A 19150-nucleotide genomic window follows, 5' to 3' on the forward strand; every position below is an offset into this window, starting at 1 on the left:
AAACGGGCCTGTGGCGCAGCTGGTAGCGCACCTGCATGGCATGCAGGGGGTCAGGGGTTCGAGTCCCCTCAGGTCCACCCAGAGAAAGCCTCCGCTTCGGCGGGGGCTTTCTTCGTTCCTTCGGGCTGTTCGATCACGGTGTTCGATCGGACCGCCCTCGCGCGCCGGTGCGCCAGATCCGGAGAACGTCAACGGATCCGGACGGTTTCGCGTTCGGCATCCGTATCCGGTGGCGATCTCCGGTTCCGCGCACGCCCCGCTCGCACCGTGGGGCTCCTTCTCGACGCGTCGGGCACGAGCGTGCGGGGCACCGCCGTCGCGAGGCAGACAGGGATCCGGATGCCGGGAGCCTCGGCATCCGGATCCGTTCGGGTCAGCGCGACGCGACCGACGACTCCGGCGAGAATCTCGACGACGAGGATCTGTCCCGCATGGGCACGCGGTTCTGGCGTGCGGGACGGGACTCGTCGCGCGCCGGTACCGGGCTGGGCCTCGCGATCGTGGTGCAGCTCCTGCGAGCCGCCGGCGGGCGGATGGAACTCGCGCGTTCCCCGCTCGGCGGCCTGTCGGCGCGCCTGGTGTGGAGTCGGTCGTGACGGTGGTCAGCCGGCGCGGCTTCCTCTGGGCCGGTGCCGCACTCGGTGCGATCGCTCTCGCCGGATGCGCCCCCTCGGGTATCCCGGTCGTCAGGCTCGGCTGCGGTGAAGCGGGCGGCAGCTACCTCCAGTTCGGGGAGCTGCTGAGGGAGGCAGCCCGGGCCGAGGTGGGGATCACCGCGCTCGCCACGCAGGGGAGCGTCGAGAACCTCGCCCTGCTCGGCGATCAGCAGATCGACCTCGCGCTGTCGCTGGCGGATGCCGCCGTGAAGGCCCGCGGACGGGATGCCTTCGTCGCGATCGGGCGTGTCTACCAGAACTACCTCCAATGCGTGGTCCGCGCAGACGGCGGCCCCCGCTCGCTCCCGGAGCTCGCCGGGCGCGTCGTCTCGCTGGGCGCCCTCGGATCAGGAGCCGCTGCGACGGCGCGTCGGGTTCTGGATGCCGCGGGCCTCGGCCCGGGCGATCGGGGGCCCCTCACCGTCGAGAGGTCTTTCCGGGATGCCGTGGCCGACCTCGACCAGGGCCGCATCGACGCCCTGTTCTGGTCGGGGGGAATCCCGACGCCCCAGATCGCCGACCTCGCGGAGCGAACGCCGATCGCCGTCCTCGACATCACCGCGGTGCTGCCTGGGCTGCGTCGCCGCTCCCCCGACGCCTATGTCGCGACGACGATCCCGGCGGGGGTCTACGGTGCGTCGGCACCCATCCCGGCGATCGGGGTGGCGAATCTTCTCGTCGCGCGTGAGCATCTCGATGATCTCGTGGTCGAGCGACTCGTCGACGTGCTGATCGATGACGCCGCCGCTCTCGTGCCTCCTGGCGCTCTCGGCATCCAGTACCTGACCCCGGCGAGCCTCATCGATACCCTCCCCCTCGCCCTGCACCCGGCGGCCGAACGCCGATATCGTCAGCGCTACGGATGACGACACCTTCGGCCGATGAACGCGGCGATCAGGACCGGCGAGAGGATGCCAGGGGTCGCCCGCCGAGCGGTGAGCGGCTACACTCGCAGCCGCTCACCGCTTCCCTCGAACAGAACGGCTGGGCGAAGAAGAAGGGCTTCTTCGGTCCCCTGTTCGAGGGCTGACCCACCCGTCCATTCCGACACGAAGGAGACCATCGTGACCGCCCCGCAACCCGAACCCGCAGGAGTGAGCTACCCGGGAAAGACGCTCGGAATCGTCGGACTCATCGTCGCGTTCCCGGCCAACCTCATCGGGCTCATCCTCTCCATCGTCGCGTTCACGCAATCGAAGAAGGCGGGCTACAAGAACACCCCGGCCCTCATCGGCATCATCGTCGGCTCGGTGCTGCTCGTCGGTTCGATCATCGTCGGGATCATCCTCATCGTCGTCTTCGCGAACCTGATCGGCACGTGTGTCGATCTCGGGGCGGGAACCCACGACGTGAACGGCGTGACCTACACCTGCTCCTAGCCACAAGCTCCTCGCGAAGACGCACGAATGCCCCCGCGCCGAGAGGCGCGGGGCATTCGCCGTGTCGGCGCGGGTCAGTCCGCCGTGGCCGGGCTCGGCAGCTCGAGAGGAATGACGGGGCAGTCCTTCCAGAGGCGCTCGAGGCCGTAGTAGACGCGCTCCTCCTCGTGGAAGACGTGCACGACGAGGTCGCCGAAATCGAGCAGGACCCAGCGTGACTCCTGGCGCCCCTCGCGCCGAAGGCGCTTGTGACCCGCCTCGAGGAGCTTCTCTTCGATCTCGTCGGCGATGGCCGCGACGTTGCGCTCGTTGCGGCCCGTCACGAGCAGGAAGATGTCGACGAGCGGCAGGGGCTCCGAGACGTCCAGGGCGACGAGGTCCTCGCCCGACTTGCTGTCGGCGGCGAGAGCGGCGATCTGTGCCATCTCGCGGCCGTTCTGGGTCGCGGTCATCCGAATACTCCTGTCGTGACGGCGATGGCGAGAGCCACCGCCACGGCGATCGCCAGAGCGCCGGTGGTGATGATGAGGCCGATGACGAGCTTGCTGCCCTTCTCCGGCGCGGGCGGGCGGATGATGTCGCCCGGCTGCTTGACGGTGCTGATCGCCGCGCTGGCGGCGATCGGCGTGGGCGACGACGCGGCCGGTAGCTCTCCGTCGAGGAGGACGGCGTCCGCTTCGCGGCCGTCGGTGGTGCCGGGGGCGTGGCCGACGGACCCCAGGCCCTGGGGAAGTTCGAACGTTCCCGTGATCATGACCTCGCCCGTCGCCGTCACCGGAGCGACCAGCGGTCCGCCGACGGGGGCGTCCGAGAGGATCAGCGCGTTCGGGGTCGAGACCGACCCCGTCGCGGCGCCGCTACGCGCGATCAGCTGATCGAAAGAGGGCGGCAGCGAGATGTCGGGCGTCGCGCCGTTGAGGAGGTCGGATCCGAGTTCGGGGTTCACCGTCGATGAGACCGGCGGCGCGGGGACGGGTTCGGTGGCTTCCGGCTCCTCGGCGACGGCCGGGCGGAAGATCGCCGGGAGGTCTCCCGTGGGTGTGCTCTGGCCGGGGACGGCCGGGGTGAGATCGGGCGAGATGACAGGCACCGACGCCGTTCGGATCTTCTCCTGGGCGCGTACCTGACGCCGGGTGAGTCCGGTCGGCGCGTACGCCGAATTGTCGTCGACCGCCGACGACGGAAGGCCGATCACGGCGGGTTCCGGCGTCGTCACGGGCTGCGCGGGCTGCGTCGAGGAGGCGGGAGCGTCGGGCTCCACCGGCGGCTCCTGCGTCGCGCGGTCGTCGTGCGACGTGGGCTCGTCGGGCGACCCGGGCTGTCCATCTGCGATGCGCTCGTCGTGCGCGACCGGCGCGTCCTCGGCGACCGCGGGCTCGTTCGCGACCGCGGGCTCGTTCGCGATCGGGGGCTCGGGCGCCGCCTCGACGGCGGGCTCGACCGGCGGCGTCGGGATGATCGGCGTCGCGCCGGTGTTGCGGATCTCGCGCAGCTGGCGCCGCGTCAGCGGCGGGGTTCCATTGTTCTCGGAAGTGCTCATGCGTTACTCCGGTAGAGGTGGTGCTTCGCGATGTACTGCACGACACCGTCGGGCACGAGGTACCACACCGGGTGTCCTCGGCGCACACGGGCGCGACAGTCTGTGGATGAGATCGACAGGGCCGGGATCTCGAGCTGGCTCACGTCTTCGGTGGGCAATCCCTCGGTGGTCAGCACGTGTCCTGGACGGGAGACCGCGACGAAATGCGCCAGATCCCACAGCTCCTGGTGATTGCGCCAGCTGAGGATCTGCGCGACCGCGTCGGCTCCGGTGATGAAGAAGAGGTCGGCACCCGGGCGCTGACTCTTCAGATCGCGCAACGTGTCGATCGTGTACGTCGGGCCGTCGCGGTCGATGTCGACCCGGCTCACGGTGAACTGCGGGTTCGAGGCGGTCGCGATCACCGTCATGAGGTAGCGGTGCTCGCTCGCCGTGACCTCGTCTTTCTGCCACGGACGACCCGTGGGCACGAAGACGACCTCATCGAGGTCGAAGGACTGCGCGACCTCGCTCGCCGCCACCAGGTGACCGTGATGGATGGGATCGAACGTCCCACCCATGACCCCGATGCGAGGGGCTCGCGTCACCGACATACGGTGGGCCTCAGTGGCCGTGCGCCTCGGGCGTCGGCGTCCCGTGCTTCTTCGTGTAGGCCTCGGCCTTGTGCGCGTGACGGTTCGAGACGTTGCGGTACGACAGCGTGACGAGGCTGAGCGACACGAACACGACGAAGGCGAGGGCGCCGAACCAGAAGGTCTGGGCCTGCACGTTGCCGCCGTGGTGACCGGCCTCTTCGGCGGCATGGGCGAGAAGTGAGGCGAAAGTCATCAGTGCTCCGTTTCGGGTGTCTGCGCGGCGCGCAGTGCCATTTTAGGCGGTTAGACGCGGACCTGTCCGTCGCCGCGCCCGAGCCACTTGGTGCTCGTGAGCTCGGCGAGACCCATCGGGCCGCGCGCGTGAAGTTTCTGGGTGGAGATCCCGACCTCGGCACCGAAACCGAACTCGCCGCCGTCGGTGAAGCGGGTCGACGCGTTGACGAGCACCACCGCCGAATCGACCTCGGCGAGGAAGCGCTGCGCCGCGGTGTCGTCGTCGGTGATTATCGACTCGGTGTGATGGGTCGAATAGCGCCGGATGTGGTCGAGGGCGGCGTCGAGATCGTCCACGACGCGCACCGCCAGGTCGAGGCTGAGGTACTCGGCCGCCCAGTCGGCGTCGGTGGCCGCGACGACGCGCGGGTCGTAGCCCGCGACGGTCGAGTCGCCGTGCACGCTGACCCCGGCCTCGGCGAGCGAGACCAGCAGCTCGGGCAGCAGACGGTCGGCCGCCGCGCGGTGCACCAGCACCGTCTCGACGGAGTTGCAGACGCTCGGTCGCTGGGTCTTGGCGTTCAGGACGATCTCGCGCGCCCAGTCGGCACGCGCCGTCTCATCGAGGTAGACGTGGACGACGCCCGCGCCCGTCTCGATGACGGGGACGGTCGACTCGGTGACGACCGTCTCGATGAGCGACGCGCTCCCCCGCGGGACGAGCACGTCGACGAGCCCACGGGCGTTCATCAGAGCGCGCGCGCCGTCACGACCGAAGTCATCGACGGTCTGCACGGCCTCGGGCGAGACACCCTGCGAGGCGAGCGCCCCGCGCATGACCGTCACGAGTGCCGCGTTGGAGCTCTGCGCGGCCGAGCCACCCCGGAGCACCACGGCGTTGCCCGATCGAAGGGCGAGAGCGGCGATGTCGACCGTGACGTTGGGTCGGGCCTCGTAGATCGAGCCGACCACGCCGAACGGCACGGCGACCTTCTCGAGTGCGAGCCCGTTCGGAAGGGTGCGGCGATCGAGGACCCGCCCGACCGGGTCGGGCAGCACGGCGACGTCGCGGACGGCTGCGGCCAGCGCGGCGACGCGGCCCGCGTCGAGGCGCAAACGGTCCAGAAGGGCGTCGCCGATCGCGTTCGCCCGACCACGCTCGAGGTCGTCGGCGTTCGCGAGCACGATGTCATCGGTCGCGGCGTCGAGGGCGTCGGCGATCGCGTTCAGGAGGGACGTCTTCGCGGCGGCGTCGAGCAGGCCGATCTGTCGCGCCGCGTCCTTCGCCAGACGCAGGCGCTCCTCGACGGAGACGGCGATCGTGGTCATCGCGTCAGTCTACCGTCGCGGCGACGGCGCCGATCGGACCGGTCGACAGGGTGACGGCATCCGGATTCGGAGCGAACCACGTCCCCACCGACTCGCCGGCGAGGGCGTCGGCGACGAGATCGGCGCTGGTCACGAGGACGCCGACACCGGCCGTCGACGCGAGCTTCGCCGCCGAGACCTTGGTCGCCGCTCCCCCGGTGCCGACCCCGTTCACAACACCCGCCCCGAACTCGAAGGCGGAAAGGTCATCACCCCAGGCCACGTCGGTGATGGGGCGAGCGCCGGGTTCGTTCGGCGGGGCGGTGTACAGGCACGCGATATCGCTCAGCAGCACGAGCGCGTCGGCCCCGATCAGCTGTGCCACGAGGGCGGCGAGCCGGTCGTTGTCTCCGAAGCGGATCTCGTGCGTGGCGACGGTGTCGTTCTCGTTGACGATGGGCAGGATGCCGAGCCCCAGAAGCCGCTCCATGGCGCGACGCGCGTTGGATCGTGGGGTGGCGTTCTCGAGGTCGCCGGCCGTGAGCAGGACCTGGCCGGCGAGGAGCCCGAAACGGTCCAGAGACGTCTGGTAGCGCCACATCAGGACGTTCTGACCCACGGCGGCGGCCGCCTGCTGCGTCGCGAGGTCGTTCGGTCGGCCGTCGAGGGCGAGCAACGGCAGGGCTGTGGCGATGGCGCCGGACGACACCAGCACGACCTCGACGCCACCCGCATGAGCGCGAGACAGGGCCTCGACGATCGTGTCGATGCGATGCGCGCCGTCACCGCTGATGGACGACGAGCCGACCTTGACGACGACGCGCGCGGCGCGCGGGATATCGGCGCGAGTCGCGGCCGTCACCGTTCGTCCGCCTCGTCCAGGAGAGCCGAGGAGTCGCCGTCCGGGTCGATCCCCGCGGCGCGCGCCGCCCGGCGCTCGGCTTCGAGTTCGGCGCGCGCCTCGGCCTTGGCATCCATTCGCTCGTGATACTGCTCACGACGCTCGGACGACGTTCGGCGCGGGTTCTGCACGAGACGCGGGTCGGTGCCGCGGGGCGCGGTCATGAGCTCGGCGGCCGAGGTGAGCGTGGGCTCCCAGTCGAACACGATGCCGTCGCCGGGGCCGATGACGACGGTCGCACCCGCGACGGCGCCGGCGCGGAACAGACCGTCCTCGACGCCCAGGCGCGCGAGACGGTCGGCGAGATAGCCCACGGCTTCTTCGTTCTGGAAGTCGGTCTGCTGCACCCACTTGACGGGCTTGTCGCCGAGGATCCGGTAGACCGGACCGTAGGTGCCGCCCTCGACCTTGATCTCGAAGTCCTTCTCGGCACCCTTCGGACGGATGACGATGCGCTCAGCCGGGGCGTCGTCGATCGTCGCCACGCGGTGCTGCTCGACGATGTCGGCGAGGGCGAAGGTGAGCTCGCGCAGGCCGGCGCGGCTCACCGTGGAGATCTCGAACACGCGGAATCCACGGGCTTCGAGGTCAGGGCGGACGAAGTCGGCGAGTTCGTGAGCCTCGGGGACATCGACCTTGTTCAGGGCGATGATCTGCGGGCGCTCCAGGAGCGGCAGCTGCCCCTCGGGGACCGGATAGGCGCCCAGCTCGGCGAGGATCACGTCGAGGTCGCTCAGCGGATCACGACCCGGGTCGAGGGTCGCGCAGTCGAGGACGTGCACGAGAGCGGTGCAGCGTTCGACGTGGCGCAGGAACTCCAGGCCGAGGCCCTTGCCCTCGCTCGCACCCTCGATGAGCCCGGGTACGTCTGCGATCGTGAACCGCACGTCGCCCGCCTGCACGACGCCGAGGTTCGGGTGCAACGTCGTGAACGGGTAGTCGGCGATCTTGGGGCGCGCGGCCGACACGGCGGCGATGAGGCTCGACTTTCCGGCCGAGGGGAAGCCGACGAGGGCGACGTCGGCGACGGTCTTGAGCTCGAGGACGACATCGCCCTCCCACCCCGGTGTCCCGAGTAGCGCGAAGCCGGGCGCCTTGCGCTTGGGCGAGGCCAGCGCGGCGTTGCCGAGCCCGCCCAGACCACCCGGCGCGACGACGAAGCGCATGCCGGGGGTGAGCATGTCGACGAGAACGGTGCCGTCGGTGTCTTTCACGACCGTGCCGAGCGGGACGGGGAGCTCCTGGTCTTCGCCCATGGCGCCGGAGCGGTGGTCGCCCATCCCGAATCCGCCGTTGCCCGCGGAGCGGTGCGGCGAGTGGTGGTACGAGAGCAGGGTGGTCGTCTGGGGGTCGGCGACGAGGACGACGTCGCCGCCGTGACCGCCGTTGCCGCCGTCGGGACCGGCCAGAGGCTTGAACTTCTCGCGGCGCACCGACACGCAGCCGTTGCCGCCCTTGCCCGCACGCAGGTGCAGAGTGACGCGGTCGACGAAGGTGACCATGGGAGTCCTTTCGGGACGGGACCGGGATGCCGGAAAGAAAAGAAGAGGGGGCGGGCTGTGCCCACCCCCTCTATCGCGCGCTGAGCGCTGTGGATTACTCCGCTGCGGCGACGATGTTGACGACCTTGCGGCCGCCCTTGTTGCCGAACTCGACCGCACCGGCGGCGAGAGCGAAGAGCGTGTCGTCGCCTCCACGGCCGACGTTGGCGCCGGGGTGGAAGTGCGTGCCGCGCTGGCGGACGAGGATCTCGCCGGCGTTGACGGCCTGGCCGCCGAAGCGCTTCACGCCGAGGCGCTGTGCGTTGGAGTCACGACCGTTACGGGTGGAGCTTGCGCCCTTTTTGTGTGCCATCTCTGCGTCTCCTGGCTCTTACTTGATGCCGGTGATCTTGACGCGCGTGAGGTCCTGACGGTGGCCCTGGCGCTTCTTGTAGCCGGTCTTGTTCTTGAACTTCTGGATCACGATCTTCGGACCGCGCTCCTCACCGAGGACCTCGGCCGTGACCGAGACCTTCGCGAGCTTGTCGGCGTCGGTCGTGACGGCGTCGCCGTCGACGAACAGGACGGCGGGCAGCTGGATGCTCTCGCCGATCTTCGCCGCCTGGCGGTCGAGCACGACGATCGTGCCGACCTCCACCTTTTCCTGCCGGCCGCCGGCGCGCACAACTGCGTAGACCACTTCACACCTGTTTCATTCGGGAGCGCACGGCTCCGGTTGTCTGATGACGTCGAGAGGGTCTCTCGACCCAAATCTCGGTACGATCCGGCGAGCTCGGCTCGCGGGTGTCACGCGCTGGTAGGGGCGGACACGACGCACCAAGGGTCAAGTTTAGCTCACGGGAGGGCATCCGGCAAAAGCATCCGACCCGCGTGTCGACCGTAGGATCACGGAATGGCGATCCTGATCGACGACCCGCAGTGGCCCGCGCATGGACGACTATGGGCGCACCTCGTCAGCGACAGCGATCTCGACGAGCTGCACGCCTTCGCCGCGGCCGCCGGGATTCCCGCCCGTGCGTTCGATCTCGACCACTACGACGTTCCCGACGAGCGCCACGCCGATCTCGTCGCCGCCGGCGCGGAACACGTCGGCGGGCGCGAGCTCGTCCGTCGTCTCCGCGCCTCGGGCCTACGCATCACCGCCCGCGAACGCCGCGGACGCGGGTGAGGGGTCATGCCCACGTCGCGGACGACAGGGCATGACCCCTCACGGGTGAGAACGATCAGTCCGACGACGGCTGGGCGTCGACCGGGGTCCCGGTGAGGGCGGCCGTGGTGACGCGGCGGCGCGAGCGTCCCTGACCGGGGGCCTTCGGCTCCGGGAGGGCTTCGAGCACCGACTCGAGCAGCGCGTCCTTCTCGGTACGCGGGGTCTTCGGCTCACGCTTCTTGCGCGGACGCTTCTCGCGCACGGGCGCCTCGACCTTGGCATCCAGGACGGCTTCGACCGACGCGACCACGGCCGCTTCGACGATCGCCGGGTCCTCGACGGTGGGGTGGATCGTGGATGCCGCGATCTGAGCGAGCGCGGACTTCACGCCCTCGGTGATCATGTGCGTGCCGCCGGCGGCCGCTGCTGCTCCCCCGTTGCCGGCCGGAGCACCGTTGCCGTTGTTCGAGCCGTTCGAGGAGGCGTTTCCGTTGCCGTTTCCGCCGCGCGTCCGACGGTTGTTCGAGCCGCCGGTGCCGTTCCCGTTGCCGTTCGTGCCGGTGCGGTGGCGGACGACGGGGTCGTGATGCACGACGACGCCACGTCCGGCGCAGACCTCGCAGGCCTCGCTGAAGGTCTCGAGGAGGCCGAGGCCGAGCTTCTTTCGCGTCATCTGCACGAGGCCGAGCGAGGTGACCTCGGCGACCTGGTGCTTCGTCCGGTCGCGGCTCAGGCACTCGATGAGGCGGCGCAGCACGAGATCGCGGTTGGACTCGAGCACCATGTCAATGAAGTCGACGACGATGATGCCGCCGATGTCGCGCAGTCGCAGCTGGCGCACGATCTCTTCGGCCGCTTCGAGGTTGTTCTTCGTGACCGTCTCTTCGAGGTTTCCGCCCGAACCGACGAACTTGCCGGTGTTGACGTCGACGACGGTCATCGCCTCGGTGCGGTCGATCACGAGCGAACCGCCGGAGGGCAGCCAGACCTTGCGGTCGAGGGCCTTCTCGATCTGCTCCGTCACGCGGAAGGCATCGAACGGGTCCTGCTCGCCCTCGTACTTCTCGACGCGCTCGAGCAGGTCGGGGGCGACCCCCGCGAGGTAGTTCGAGATCGTCTGCAGCGCCTCGTCGCCCTGGATCAGCATGCGCGTGAAGTCTTCGTTGAAGACGTCGCGGACGATCTTGACGAGCAGGTCGGGCTCGGAGTGCAGCAGCGCGGGCGCCTGGATCGTCTGCAGCTGGCTGCTGACGTGCTCCCACTGCGAGGTGAGGCGCTGGACGTCACGCGTCAACTGCTCCTCGGTGGCCCCCTCTGCCGCGGTGCGGACGATCACGCCCGACGACTCGGGCAGGACCTCTTTGAGGATCTTCTTGAGGCGGGCGCGCTCGGTGTCGGGCAGCTTGCGCGAGATCCCGTTCATGGTGCCGTTCGGCACGTAGACGAGGTAGCGTCCCGGGAGCGAGATCTGGCTCGTGAGGCGTGCACCCTTGTGGCCCACCGGGTCTTTGGTCACCTGGACCAGGACGCGGTCGCCCGACTTCAGCGCGAGCTCGATGCGGCGCGGCTGGTTGCCGGTGTCGATGCCGTCCCAGTCGACCTCGCCGGAGTACAGCACCGCGTTGCGCCCGCGACCGATGTCGACGAACGCGGCCTCCATGCTCGGGAGCACGTTCTGCACACGGCCGAGGTAGACGTTGCCGATGAGCGACGCGTCCTGGTTGCGGGCGACGTAGTGCTCGACCAGCACGTTGTCCTCGAGGACGGCGATCTGGATGCGGCCGGCCTTCGACCGCACGACCATCACGCGGTCGACGGCTTCGCGGCGCGCGAGGAACTCGGCCTCGGTCACGACGGGGCGGCGACGGCCGGCCTCGCGACCATCGCGGCGACGCTGCTTCTTGGCCTCGAGGCGCGTGGAGCCCTTGATGCGCTGCGGCTCGGTGACGACCTCGACGGCGCGCTGGCGCGGCGGGGCCGCGGGGGCGTCGTCCTGGTCATCCGCGCTGGAGGCGGCCGCGCCACCACGACGGCGGTTGCGTCGTCGCGCATTCGCGGAGGTGCGCTCCGCCGGAGCCTCGTCGTCACGATCGTCGCGGAAGCCACGATCGTCGGAGTCGTCGCGCAGGGCCGTCGGAAGCGGCTCGGGCGCGTAGAAGTGCAGCTGCGTCGACACCGCGGACACGAACACCTCGGGCAGAAGTCCGAGCGACACGGCGGTCGGGCGTTCCGGCTTCTGCGGCGCGGGCGTCTCTTCGGCGGGGGCTTCGGATGCCGCGACCTCGGCCGTCTTCTCCGCTTCGGGCACCTCGGCGGTGGGCTTCTCGGCGGTGGACGTCTCGTCAGCGGTGTCCGGCGCGGGGGCGGCCTCGGCGGACGTCTCGTTCGCCGGCGCGGGAGCGTCAGCGTCGGCGGCGCCTTCCGTCGCGCTGTCCGTCGCGGGGTCGGCGACGGCGGGCTCAGCGTCCTGCACGCCCTCGGCGGACACCGCGTCGGCGGGCGCTTCTTCGGCGGGCGTCTCGTCGAGCACCGCGGGAGGAGCCGTGTCGAGCGCCGCGGCGCTCTCGGCATCCTGGACCGCGCCCTCTTCCTCGTCGACCGTCAGCGCCTCGGGGGACGCGGTGGCGTCGGAGGAAGCGTCCTGCTCGACTGCGGCGTCGGGCGCGATCTGCTCAGTGGGGATCTGTTCGTCGCTTGCGTCTGCCATTGTGGCGTACTCCCTGGCGGGGCGACACCGCGCGTCGCCCGGCGAAATCTCGTGCGGCGCCGCACCCGGCGGGGCCGCGAACTCACTCGGTCTGCAGCAGGCCGGCGGCTCGTGCTGCGAAGGGCGATCATCGCCCGAAGTCTTCTGGTGATGCTCCTGCGGCGCGGCCGCGGTACATCGAAACATCATTATCGCACGGTCCGTCCGGAAACCACCGCACGGGGGCGCTTCGACACCGAGCGATCCTCAGCGGACAGCGAAGTGCGCGGTGACAGAATCGAGCCATGAGCGACACCGTCACCCCTCGCCGCCCCGTCGTGGTCGCGATCTGGCTCGTCTTCGCCGGCATCGTCGGGTGGTGGGCGGCGTTCTCGCTGACGATGGAGCGCTTCGCCCAGTTGAAGAACCCCGGGGAGGCGGCATCCTGCGACTTCAGCGTCCTGGTCCAGTGCTCGGCGAACCTCCAGTCGCCCCAGGGCAGCGTGTTCGGATTCCCGAACCCGATCATCGGCCTCACGGCGTGGATGGCGCCGGTCGTCGTGGGCATGGCGCTGCTGGCCGGTGCGCGGTTCGCGCGCTGGTTCTGGGCGCTGTTCTGGCTCGGATTCGCCTTCGCGATCACGTTCGTCATCTGGTTGATCTCGCAGAGCATCTTCGTGCTCGCGACCCTCTGCCCGTGGTGCATGGTGACGTGGTCGGTCGTGATCCCCTCGTTCTTCGTGGTCACGCTGCACGTGCTCCGTGAGGGAGTGATCCCCGCGCCGCGCGTGCGGCACGTCGCCGAGCGCCTCATGCCCTGGGTTCCGCTGATGACACTCGCGGCGTTCGTCGTCATCGCCGTCATCGCGCAGGCTCGACTCAACGTCCTGGCGCAGTTCTGACCTCATCGCGCGGTGTCCCGGTGCCCGCGGGTTCTCGTGCCCGCGGGTTCTCGCGCGCAAGGGACGCGTGCCCTAGGTTCGAGGAATGGATGCCACGAACCCGCTGATGCCTGCCGCATACGACCTGGTGTGGTCGGGGCTGGCCGTGGTGGTGCTCGGTCTCGCCGTCTGGGCCATCGTCAGCCTGTGCAGCAGCGCGGGGCGGCTGTCGTCGACGGCGGTGCTGATGTGGGCGATCGTGATCCTCGCCGTTCCCGTGCTCGGCCCGGTGTCGTGGCTGGCCGCGGGGCGCCGGGCGGGCTTGTCGCGAACCTGAGGGTGTTGCGCGCGGGCCGGTGGCTTCGACAGGCTCAGCCACCTCCCTCGGGCGGGGGCGTGTGACGGTGGCTTCGACAGGCTCAGCCACCTCCCTCAGCGTGAGCCCGAGGCCTCCGGGCGTGACCCGAGGCCGCTGAGCGCGGGCCGAGGTCCCTGAGCTCGTCGAAGGGACCGGGACGCAGTGATGGCCGCCACCCCTCGGGGCGGCGGCCATCTCGGCATCCGGGATCAGGCGAACCAGATCGCGAGCTCGCGCTCCGCGGACTCGACGCTGTCGCTGCCGTGGACGAGGTTCTGCTGCACCTTCAGGCCCCAGTCGCGGCCGAAGTCGCCGCGGATCGTGCCGGGCGCGGCGGTGGTGGGGTCGGTGGTTCCGGCGAGCGAACGGAAGCCCTCGATCACGCGGTTGCCCGCGAGACGGATGGCGACCGAGGGGCCGGAGAGCATGAACTCGAGGAGCGGCTCGTAGAACGGCTTGCCCTCGTGCTCGGCGTAGTGCTGGGCGAGGCGCTCACGGTCGGGCTCGACCAGGCGGATGTCGACGAGGGCGTAGCCCTTCGCCTCGATACGGGCGAGGATCGCGCCGGTCAGGCCGCGGGCGACGCCGTCGGGCTTGACCAGGACGAGGGTCTCTTCGGTGGCCATGGGTCATTCTCCGTTCGAGAGGTCGGGGGAAGCGGCCCGCCGGGCGTTCTGCCGGTCGAGGGCCGCTCCCTTGATCGTCGCATACGCCCACATGCCGCCGAAAATGAGGGCGACGACGGCGAGGGCCGGAACGAGGAATCCGCCGAGGAGCAGGAGCACCTGGAGAGCCCAGCCGACCCACACGGCCTTCCGGTGGCGAAGGAGGCCGGCGACGGCGACCATGGCGACGGCCATCACGACGCCGCCCACGATCCCCCACCACGGTTCGATGCCGAACGGCAGCACCTTCAGCCCGTAGACGACGAGACCACCGAGGAAGACGATGATCGATTCGAAGCCGAGCACGACGGCACCGAGCGATTCGAGGGCACCGCGCTGGCGACGCGCGCGAGGCTCCCGGGGACTCACGCCTGCCACCCCGACTTCCAGTCCTCGAGCTCCGACAAACGCAGCGCTTCGCCCGCGAGGACGACGGAGCCCGCGATGACGACGGCGCGACGGTCGGACTCGGCCGCCCACGCCCGTGCCGCGTCGGCGGCGTCCTCGAGCGTCGGGTGCACGGTGACCGGCAGGTCGGCCGCTTCGGCCACGTCGGCGATCGTGTCGGGATCGGTGGCGCGGTCGCTGTCGGGAGCGGTGGCGAACACACGCGCGACGGCCGGCACGAGTGCGGACATGATGCCGACGGCATCCTTTCCATCCAGGATGCCGATGACCGCCCCCCACTCGTCGATGTCGAACGACTCGTCGAGGGCGGTGACCAGGGCGCGGGCGCCGTGCGGGTTGTGTGCGGCGTCGACGAAGACCGTGGGCGCCGTGCCGATGAGCTGCAGGCGTCCGGGCGAGGTCGCGGTGCCGAGACCGTCGGCGATCACGTCGGCGGCGAGGGCCTGGGTCCCGCCGCCGATGAGCGACTCGGCCGCCGCGACCGCCAGGGCCGCGTTGGCGCCCTGGTGCGCGCCGTAAAGCGGCAGGTAGACCTCGCGGTAGATTCCCGCGACGCCGCGGATGTCGAGCTGCTGTCCCCCGACGGCGAGGGTCTGCCCCTCGAGGGCGAACCCGTCACCCGCGATCGAAACCGTCGCGCCCTCCTTCTCGGCGCGTTGGCGTATGGCGCGCAGCGCGTCGGGAGGCTGCGGAGCCGAGACGACGGCCGCGCCGGGCTTGATGATGCCCGCCTTCACCGTGGCGATCTCCGCGACGGTCGAGCCGAGTCGGTCGACGTGGTCGATGTCGATCGGCGTGAACACCGCGACGTCGCCGTCGGCGGTATTGGTCGAGTCCCACTCACCGCCCATGCCGACCTCGAGCACGAGCACGTCGATCGGCGCGTCGGCGGCGACGACGAACGCGAGCACCGTGAGCAGCTCGAAGAAGGTCAGCGGAGCGTCGTCGGATGCCGTGAGCTCGGCATCCACCATGTCGACGAACGGCTGGATCTCGTCCCACGCGTCGGCGATCGCGGCGTCCCCGACCGGCTCGCCGTCGATGAGGATGCGCTCGGTGAAGCGCTCGAGGTGCGGGCTGGTGAACAGGCCGGTCCGCAGGCCCATCGCGCGCAGCAGGCTCTCGATCATGCGGCTCGTCGAGGTCTTGCCGTTCGTGCCGGTGACGTGGATGACGCGATACGTCCGCTGCGGGTCGTCGAGCAGCTCGAGCACGCGACGCGTGCGCTCGACGCGCGGCTGTACCCACTGCTCACCCTGGCGCTCCAGCAGAGCCGCGTAGACGGCATCGGCGCGGGTGCGGTCGCTCATGCGGGGGCTCCGATCCGCGCGACGGCGACCGTGACGGCACCGACGTTCGCGTAGGTCTTGGCGGCGATCTGCGTCTCGTACTCGGCGGGCAGGGCGGAGCCGCGCTCGACGAGTCGCCCCGCAGGTCCGGCGAGGACGACCGCCTCTGCGAGGGTCTCGGATGCCACGCCCGCGACGTCGAACGCCTCGGCGACGGCCCGTGCATCGGCGTCCTCCACGAAGGTCAGCGACAGGAAGATCCGGTCGCTCACGTCGAAGCCGGCGGCCTTGCGGGTGTCCTGGATGCCGCGGATCATGTCGCGCGCCAGGCCCTCGGCCTCGAGCTCGGGCGTGGTGACGGTGTCGAGGAGGACGAAGCCGCCCGAGGTCAGCACCGCGAGCGCTTCACCCTCCGGACGCCCGGCGGTCTCGACGACGAGGTCGTACTCCGTGGGCTCCAGCGGGATGCCGCCGGCGACGACCTGCCCGTCGACCTCGCTCCAGTCGCCCTCGCGGGCGGCCTTGATCGCCTGCTGCACCTGCTTGCCGAGGCGGGGTCCGGCGGCGCGTGCGTTGACCGACAGACGGTGCGTGATGCCGTACTCGGCGGCCGTGCCGTCCTGGAGGGCGACCTGCTCGACGCTCTTGACGTTCAGTTCCTCGCGGAGGATGTCGTCGAACTGCGCCAGGCCGGCGGCATCCGGGGTCACCACCGTCAGACGCGGGAGCGGCAGGCGCACGCGCTTGCCCTCCTTCTTGCGCAGGGCGTTGGCGACGCTCGAGACCTCGCGGACGGTGTCCATCGCGGTGCGGATGTCTTCCGCCGCGGGGAACGCCGAGGCGTCGGGCCAGTCGGTCAGGTGGACGCTGCGTCCGCCCGTCAGTCCCTGCCAGACGCGCTCGGAGACGAGCGGGATGAGCGGAGCGGCAACGCGCGTGAGGGTCTCGAGCACCGTGTACAGCGTGTCGAAGGCCTCGCGGCTGGTCGGGTCGTCGGTCACGCCCACCCAGAAGCGGTCGCGCGAGCGGCGGATGTACCAGTTGGTCAGCACCTCCGCGAAGTCGCGTAGACGCTCGGCCGCGGTCGTGGAGTCGAGGCCTTCGAGGTCGGCGGCCACGTTCTTCACGAGGTCGCCCGTGAGCGCGAGGATGTACCGGTCGAGCACGTCGGTCGAGTCGGTGCGCCACTCGGCGGTGTAGCCAACGGCCGAGGTCCCTGAGCTTGTCGAAGGGCCCGGTACCCCCGCGGCCCCGGGGCCGGAGGCTTCGACAGGCTCAGCCACCGGCGCCGCTGACGCAGCCCCCGCTGAGCCTGTCGAAGCGTTCGCGTAGGTCGCGAAGAAGTACCACGCGTTCCACAGCGGCAGCAGGAACTCACGCACGCCCGAGCGGATTCCCTCCTCGGTCACGACGAGGTTGCCACCCCGCAACACGCTCGAAGACATCAGGAACCACCGCATCGCGTCCGAGCCGTCGCGATCGAAGACCTCGCGCACGTCGGGGTAGTTGCGCAGCGACTTCGACATCTTCTGCCCGTCGTTGCCGAGCACGATGCCATGGCACGACACGCCCGTGTACGCCGGGCGGTCGAACAGTGCGGTCGAGAGCACGTGCATGACGTAGAACCAACCGCGGGTCTGCCCGATGTACTCGACGATGAAGTCGGCGGGGGCGTGCTCGTCGAACCACTCGTGGTTCTCGAACGGGTAGTGCACCTGCGCGAACGGCATCGAGCCCGAGTCGAACCACACGTCGAGCACGTCCTCGATGCGGCGCATCGTGGACTTACCCGTCGGGTCGTCGGGGTTCGGGCGCGTGAGGTCGTCGATGTAGGGACGGTGAAGGTCGACCTCGCCGTCGGCGTTCACCGGCAGGCGGCCGAAGTCGGCCTCCATCTCGGCGAGCGAGCCGTAGACGTCGACGCGCGGGTAGTTCGGGTCGTCGCTCTTCCACACCGGGATCGGCGAGCCCCAGTAGCGGTTGCGGCTGATGGACCAGTCGCGGGCCCCCTCGAGCCACTTGCCGAACTGGCCCTCCTTGACGTTCTCGGGCACCCAGGTGATGCGCTGGTTGTTCGCCAGCAGATCGTCTTTGAACTCGGTCACGCGCACGAACCAGCTCGACACGGCCTTGTAGATGAGGGGGTTCCGGCAGCGCCAGCAGTGCGGGTACGAGTGCTCGTACGACGCCTCGCGCAAGAGGCGGCCACCCTGCTTCAGCAGGCGGATGAGCGGCCGGTTGGCCTCCATCCACAGCTCCCCCGCGACGTCGGTCACGGCCGACAGGAACCGGCCGCCGTCGTCGAGCGAGATGATCGTCGGCAGGCCCGCGGCATCCGCGAGGCGCTTGTCGTCCTCACCGTAGGCGGGAGCCTGGTGCACGATGCCCGTGCCGTCGCTGACGGTGACGTAGTCGTCGACGAGGATTCTCCAGGCGTCCTGCGTGCCCCACACCGACGCGTCGGCGTAGTAGTCGAAGAGGCGGTCGTACGAGACGCCCTCGAGCTCAGCGCCCAGGACCGTCGTCTGCACGGCCGCGCGGGCGGCATCCGCACTCTCGTACCCGAGATCCTTCGCGTAGTTCGGCAGCAGATCCTCGGCGAGCAGGTAGCGGTGCGCGACGGCCTCGAACGCCTCGTCGGGGGTGCCGTCGGGGGTCGTGTGCACGTCGGCCGCGCCGTTCGGGCCGCCCTCGATGACGGCATACCGGATGCCGGGACCCACCGCGAGGGCAAGGTTCGTCGGGAGGGTCCACGGGGTCGTCGTCCACGCGAGGGCACGGACGCCGGTGAGACCCAGCGCCTCGGCCTTCGCTCCGACGAGCGGGAACGTCACGGTGACGGAGGGGTCCTGCCGCATCTTGTAGACGTCGTCGTCCATGCGCAGCTCGTGCGTCGACAGGGGCGTCTCGTCGCGCCAGCAATACGGCAGCACGCGGTACCCCTCGTACGCGAGGCCCTTGTCGTGCAGGGTCTTGAAGGCCCACAGGACGCTCTCCATGTAGGTCGTGTCGAGCGTCTTGTAGCCGCGCTCGAAGTCGACCCACCGGGCCTGACGGGTGACATAGTCCTGCCACTCGCGCGTGTACTCGAGCACTGACTCGCGGGCCTTCGCGTTGAAGGTCGCGACGCCCATGCGCTCGATCTCGTCCTTCTCGGTGATCCCGAGCTGCTTCATGGCCTCGAGCTCGGCCGGGAGGCCGTGGGTGTCCCAGCCGAAGACGCGGTCGACCTTCTTGCCGCGCATCGTCTGGAAGCGCGGGAAGACGTCCTTGGCGTACCCGGTGAGCAGGTGCCCGTAGTGCGGGAGGCCGTTGGCGAAGGGCGGGCCGTCGTAGAAGACCCACTCCTCGGCGCCCTCGCGGTTCGCGATCGAGGCGCGGAAGGTGTCGTCGGCCGCCCAGAACGCGAGGGTGTCGCGCTCGATGTCCGGGAAGCGCGGGCTGGGAACGACGGATGCCGTGCCCGCGGCGCTGGCGTCAGCTGCGGGGCCGAAGGATGAGGGGCGAGGGTAGGTCATGTCTCTCCGCGGGTCGAGGTCTCCTCGCCGGGACGATCCGTCGGGACCGCGGTACCACCCTGCGTTGTGTCGGACCCTTCGACAGGCTCAGGGACCCCCT

At 70.1% G+C, this 19150-nt stretch carries 21 protein-coding genes and 1 tRNA gene; 8 read left to right on the top strand and 14 right to left on the bottom strand.

Going from position 1 to position 19150, the window contains the following annotated elements:
- Positions 1-4 precede the first annotated feature (4 nt).
- The 5 genes from AB0O24_RS10970 (at position 5) to AB0O24_RS10990 (ending at position 2035) form a co-directional block, all read left to right on the top strand.
- A tRNA-Ala gene (locus AB0O24_RS10970) sits at positions 5-77 on the top strand.
- On the top strand, positions 36-596 hold the full coding sequence (locus tag AB0O24_RS10975) for an ATP-binding protein (protein WP_275797608.1): 561 nt from the start codon (positions 36-38) through the stop codon (positions 594-596). The genes AB0O24_RS10970 and AB0O24_RS10975 overlap by 42 nt, the downstream gene beginning before the upstream one ends.
- Positions 593-1522 carry a TAXI family TRAP transporter solute-binding subunit gene (locus tag AB0O24_RS10980; RefSeq protein WP_275797590.1) on the top strand — a complete coding sequence of 310 codons (930 nt, stop codon included), beginning with the start codon at positions 593-595 and terminating at the stop codon, positions 1520-1522. The genes AB0O24_RS10975 and AB0O24_RS10980 overlap by 4 nt, the downstream gene beginning before the upstream one ends.
- Complete coding sequence (locus tag AB0O24_RS10985) at positions 1519-1686, top strand: hypothetical protein (protein WP_363374832.1); 168 nt, start codon at positions 1519-1521, stop codon at positions 1684-1686. Before AB0O24_RS10980 ends, AB0O24_RS10985 begins: the two co-directional genes overlap by 4 nt.
- Positions 1687-1720: 34 nt before the next feature.
- On the top strand, positions 1721-2035 hold the full coding sequence (locus AB0O24_RS10990) for a hypothetical protein (RefSeq protein WP_275797592.1): 315 nt from the start codon (positions 1721-1723) through the stop codon (positions 2033-2035).
- Between the two features lie 74 nt (positions 2036-2109).
- Here AB0O24_RS10990 and rsfS read toward each other — a convergent pair whose 3' ends face one another.
- The 9 genes from rsfS to rplU all read right to left on the bottom strand — a co-directional run bounded on the left by rsfS (position 2110) and on the right by rplU (position 8774).
- Positions 2110-2487: a ribosome silencing factor gene (rsfS, locus tag AB0O24_RS10995; RefSeq protein WP_058596279.1), complete on the bottom strand. Its 378-nt coding sequence runs from the start codon at positions 2485-2487 to the stop codon at positions 2110-2112.
- Positions 2484-3575 carry a hypothetical protein gene (locus AB0O24_RS11000; RefSeq protein WP_275797593.1) on the bottom strand — a complete coding sequence of 364 codons (1092 nt, stop codon included), beginning with the start codon at positions 3573-3575 and terminating at the stop codon, positions 2484-2486. Before AB0O24_RS11000 ends, rsfS begins: the two co-directional genes overlap by 4 nt.
- On the bottom strand, positions 3572-4168 hold the full coding sequence (gene nadD / locus AB0O24_RS11005; protein WP_058596277.1) for a nicotinate-nucleotide adenylyltransferase: 597 nt from the start codon (positions 4166-4168) through the stop codon (positions 3572-3574). The genes AB0O24_RS11000 and nadD overlap by 4 nt, the downstream gene beginning before the upstream one ends.
- A 10-nt stretch (positions 4169-4178) precedes the next feature.
- Entirely contained in the window at positions 4179-4403 is a 225-nt protein-coding gene (locus AB0O24_RS11010; protein ID WP_275797594.1) for a hypothetical protein, read from the bottom strand.
- Between the two features lie 50 nt (positions 4404-4453).
- Positions 4454-5713, bottom strand: coding sequence for a glutamate-5-semialdehyde dehydrogenase (locus tag AB0O24_RS11015; RefSeq protein WP_275797595.1), 1260 nt, complete (start codon positions 5711-5713; stop codon positions 4454-4456).
- A gap of 4 nt (positions 5714-5717) precedes the next feature.
- Positions 5718-6554: a glutamate 5-kinase gene (gene proB, locus AB0O24_RS11020; protein ID WP_275797596.1), complete on the bottom strand. Its 837-nt coding sequence runs from the start codon at positions 6552-6554 to the stop codon at positions 5718-5720.
- Positions 6551-8095, bottom strand: a complete 1545-nt coding sequence (gene obgE / locus AB0O24_RS11025) for a GTPase ObgE (protein ID WP_058596274.1) — start codon at positions 8093-8095, stop codon at positions 6551-6553. The genes proB and obgE overlap by 4 nt, the downstream gene beginning before the upstream one ends.
- A gap of 94 nt (positions 8096-8189) precedes the next feature.
- Positions 8190-8447, bottom strand: a complete 258-nt coding sequence (gene rpmA, locus AB0O24_RS11030; protein WP_058596273.1) for a 50S ribosomal protein L27 — start codon at positions 8445-8447, stop codon at positions 8190-8192.
- 18 nt (positions 8448-8465) lie between these two features.
- Entirely contained in the window at positions 8466-8774 is a 309-nt protein-coding gene (gene rplU, locus AB0O24_RS11035; protein ID WP_081317309.1) for a 50S ribosomal protein L21, read from the bottom strand.
- Positions 8775-8987: 213 nt separating this feature from the next.
- Between rplU and AB0O24_RS11040 the strand changes: the two genes are divergently transcribed.
- Entirely contained in the window at positions 8988-9263 is a 276-nt protein-coding gene (locus AB0O24_RS11040) for a DUF4031 domain-containing protein (protein WP_275797600.1), read from the top strand.
- A gap of 55 nt (positions 9264-9318) precedes the next feature.
- Here AB0O24_RS11040 and AB0O24_RS11045 read toward each other — a convergent pair whose 3' ends face one another.
- Positions 9319-11952: an Rne/Rng family ribonuclease gene (locus tag AB0O24_RS11045; protein ID WP_363374836.1), complete on the bottom strand. Its 2634-nt coding sequence runs from the start codon at positions 11950-11952 to the stop codon at positions 9319-9321.
- Positions 11953-12236: 284 nt separating this feature from the next.
- Here AB0O24_RS11045 and AB0O24_RS11050 point away from each other — a divergent pair, with 284 nt between their 5' ends.
- Both AB0O24_RS11050 and AB0O24_RS11055 read left to right on the top strand, forming a co-directional pair.
- Positions 12237-12833, top strand: a complete 597-nt coding sequence (locus AB0O24_RS11050) for a vitamin K epoxide reductase family protein (protein ID WP_275797604.1) — start codon at positions 12237-12239, stop codon at positions 12831-12833.
- 85 nt (positions 12834-12918) lie between these two features.
- Positions 12919-13149, top strand: coding sequence for a PLD nuclease N-terminal domain-containing protein (locus AB0O24_RS11055; protein ID WP_275797606.1), 231 nt, complete (start codon positions 12919-12921; stop codon positions 13147-13149).
- A gap of 230 nt (positions 13150-13379) precedes the next feature.
- Here the strand turns inward: AB0O24_RS11055 and ndk are convergent, their stop codons facing one another.
- The 4 genes from ndk to ileS are packed head-to-tail and all read right to left on the bottom strand — an operon-like array spanning position 13380 to position 19050.
- Complete coding sequence (gene ndk, locus AB0O24_RS11060; protein WP_058596268.1) at positions 13380-13796, bottom strand: nucleoside-diphosphate kinase; 417 nt, start codon at positions 13794-13796, stop codon at positions 13380-13382.
- Positions 13797-13799: 3 nt separating this feature from the next.
- Positions 13800-14213, bottom strand: coding sequence for a DUF4233 domain-containing protein (locus tag AB0O24_RS11065; RefSeq protein ID WP_081317308.1), 414 nt, complete (start codon positions 14211-14213; stop codon positions 13800-13802).
- Positions 14201-15553, bottom strand: a complete 1353-nt coding sequence (locus tag AB0O24_RS11070; RefSeq protein ID WP_363374838.1) for a folylpolyglutamate synthase/dihydrofolate synthase family protein — start codon at positions 15551-15553, stop codon at positions 14201-14203. The genes AB0O24_RS11065 and AB0O24_RS11070 overlap by 13 nt, the downstream gene beginning before the upstream one ends.
- Positions 15550-19050, bottom strand: a complete 3501-nt coding sequence (gene ileS, locus AB0O24_RS11075; protein WP_363374841.1) for an isoleucine--tRNA ligase — start codon at positions 19048-19050, stop codon at positions 15550-15552. Before ileS ends, AB0O24_RS11070 begins: the two co-directional genes overlap by 4 nt.
- Positions 19051-19150 lie beyond the last annotated feature (100 nt).

The sequence above is a fragment of the Microbacterium sp. NPDC086615 genome (assembly GCF_040686055.1).
GTDB lineage: Bacteria > Actinomycetota > Actinomycetes > Actinomycetales > Microbacteriaceae > Microbacterium.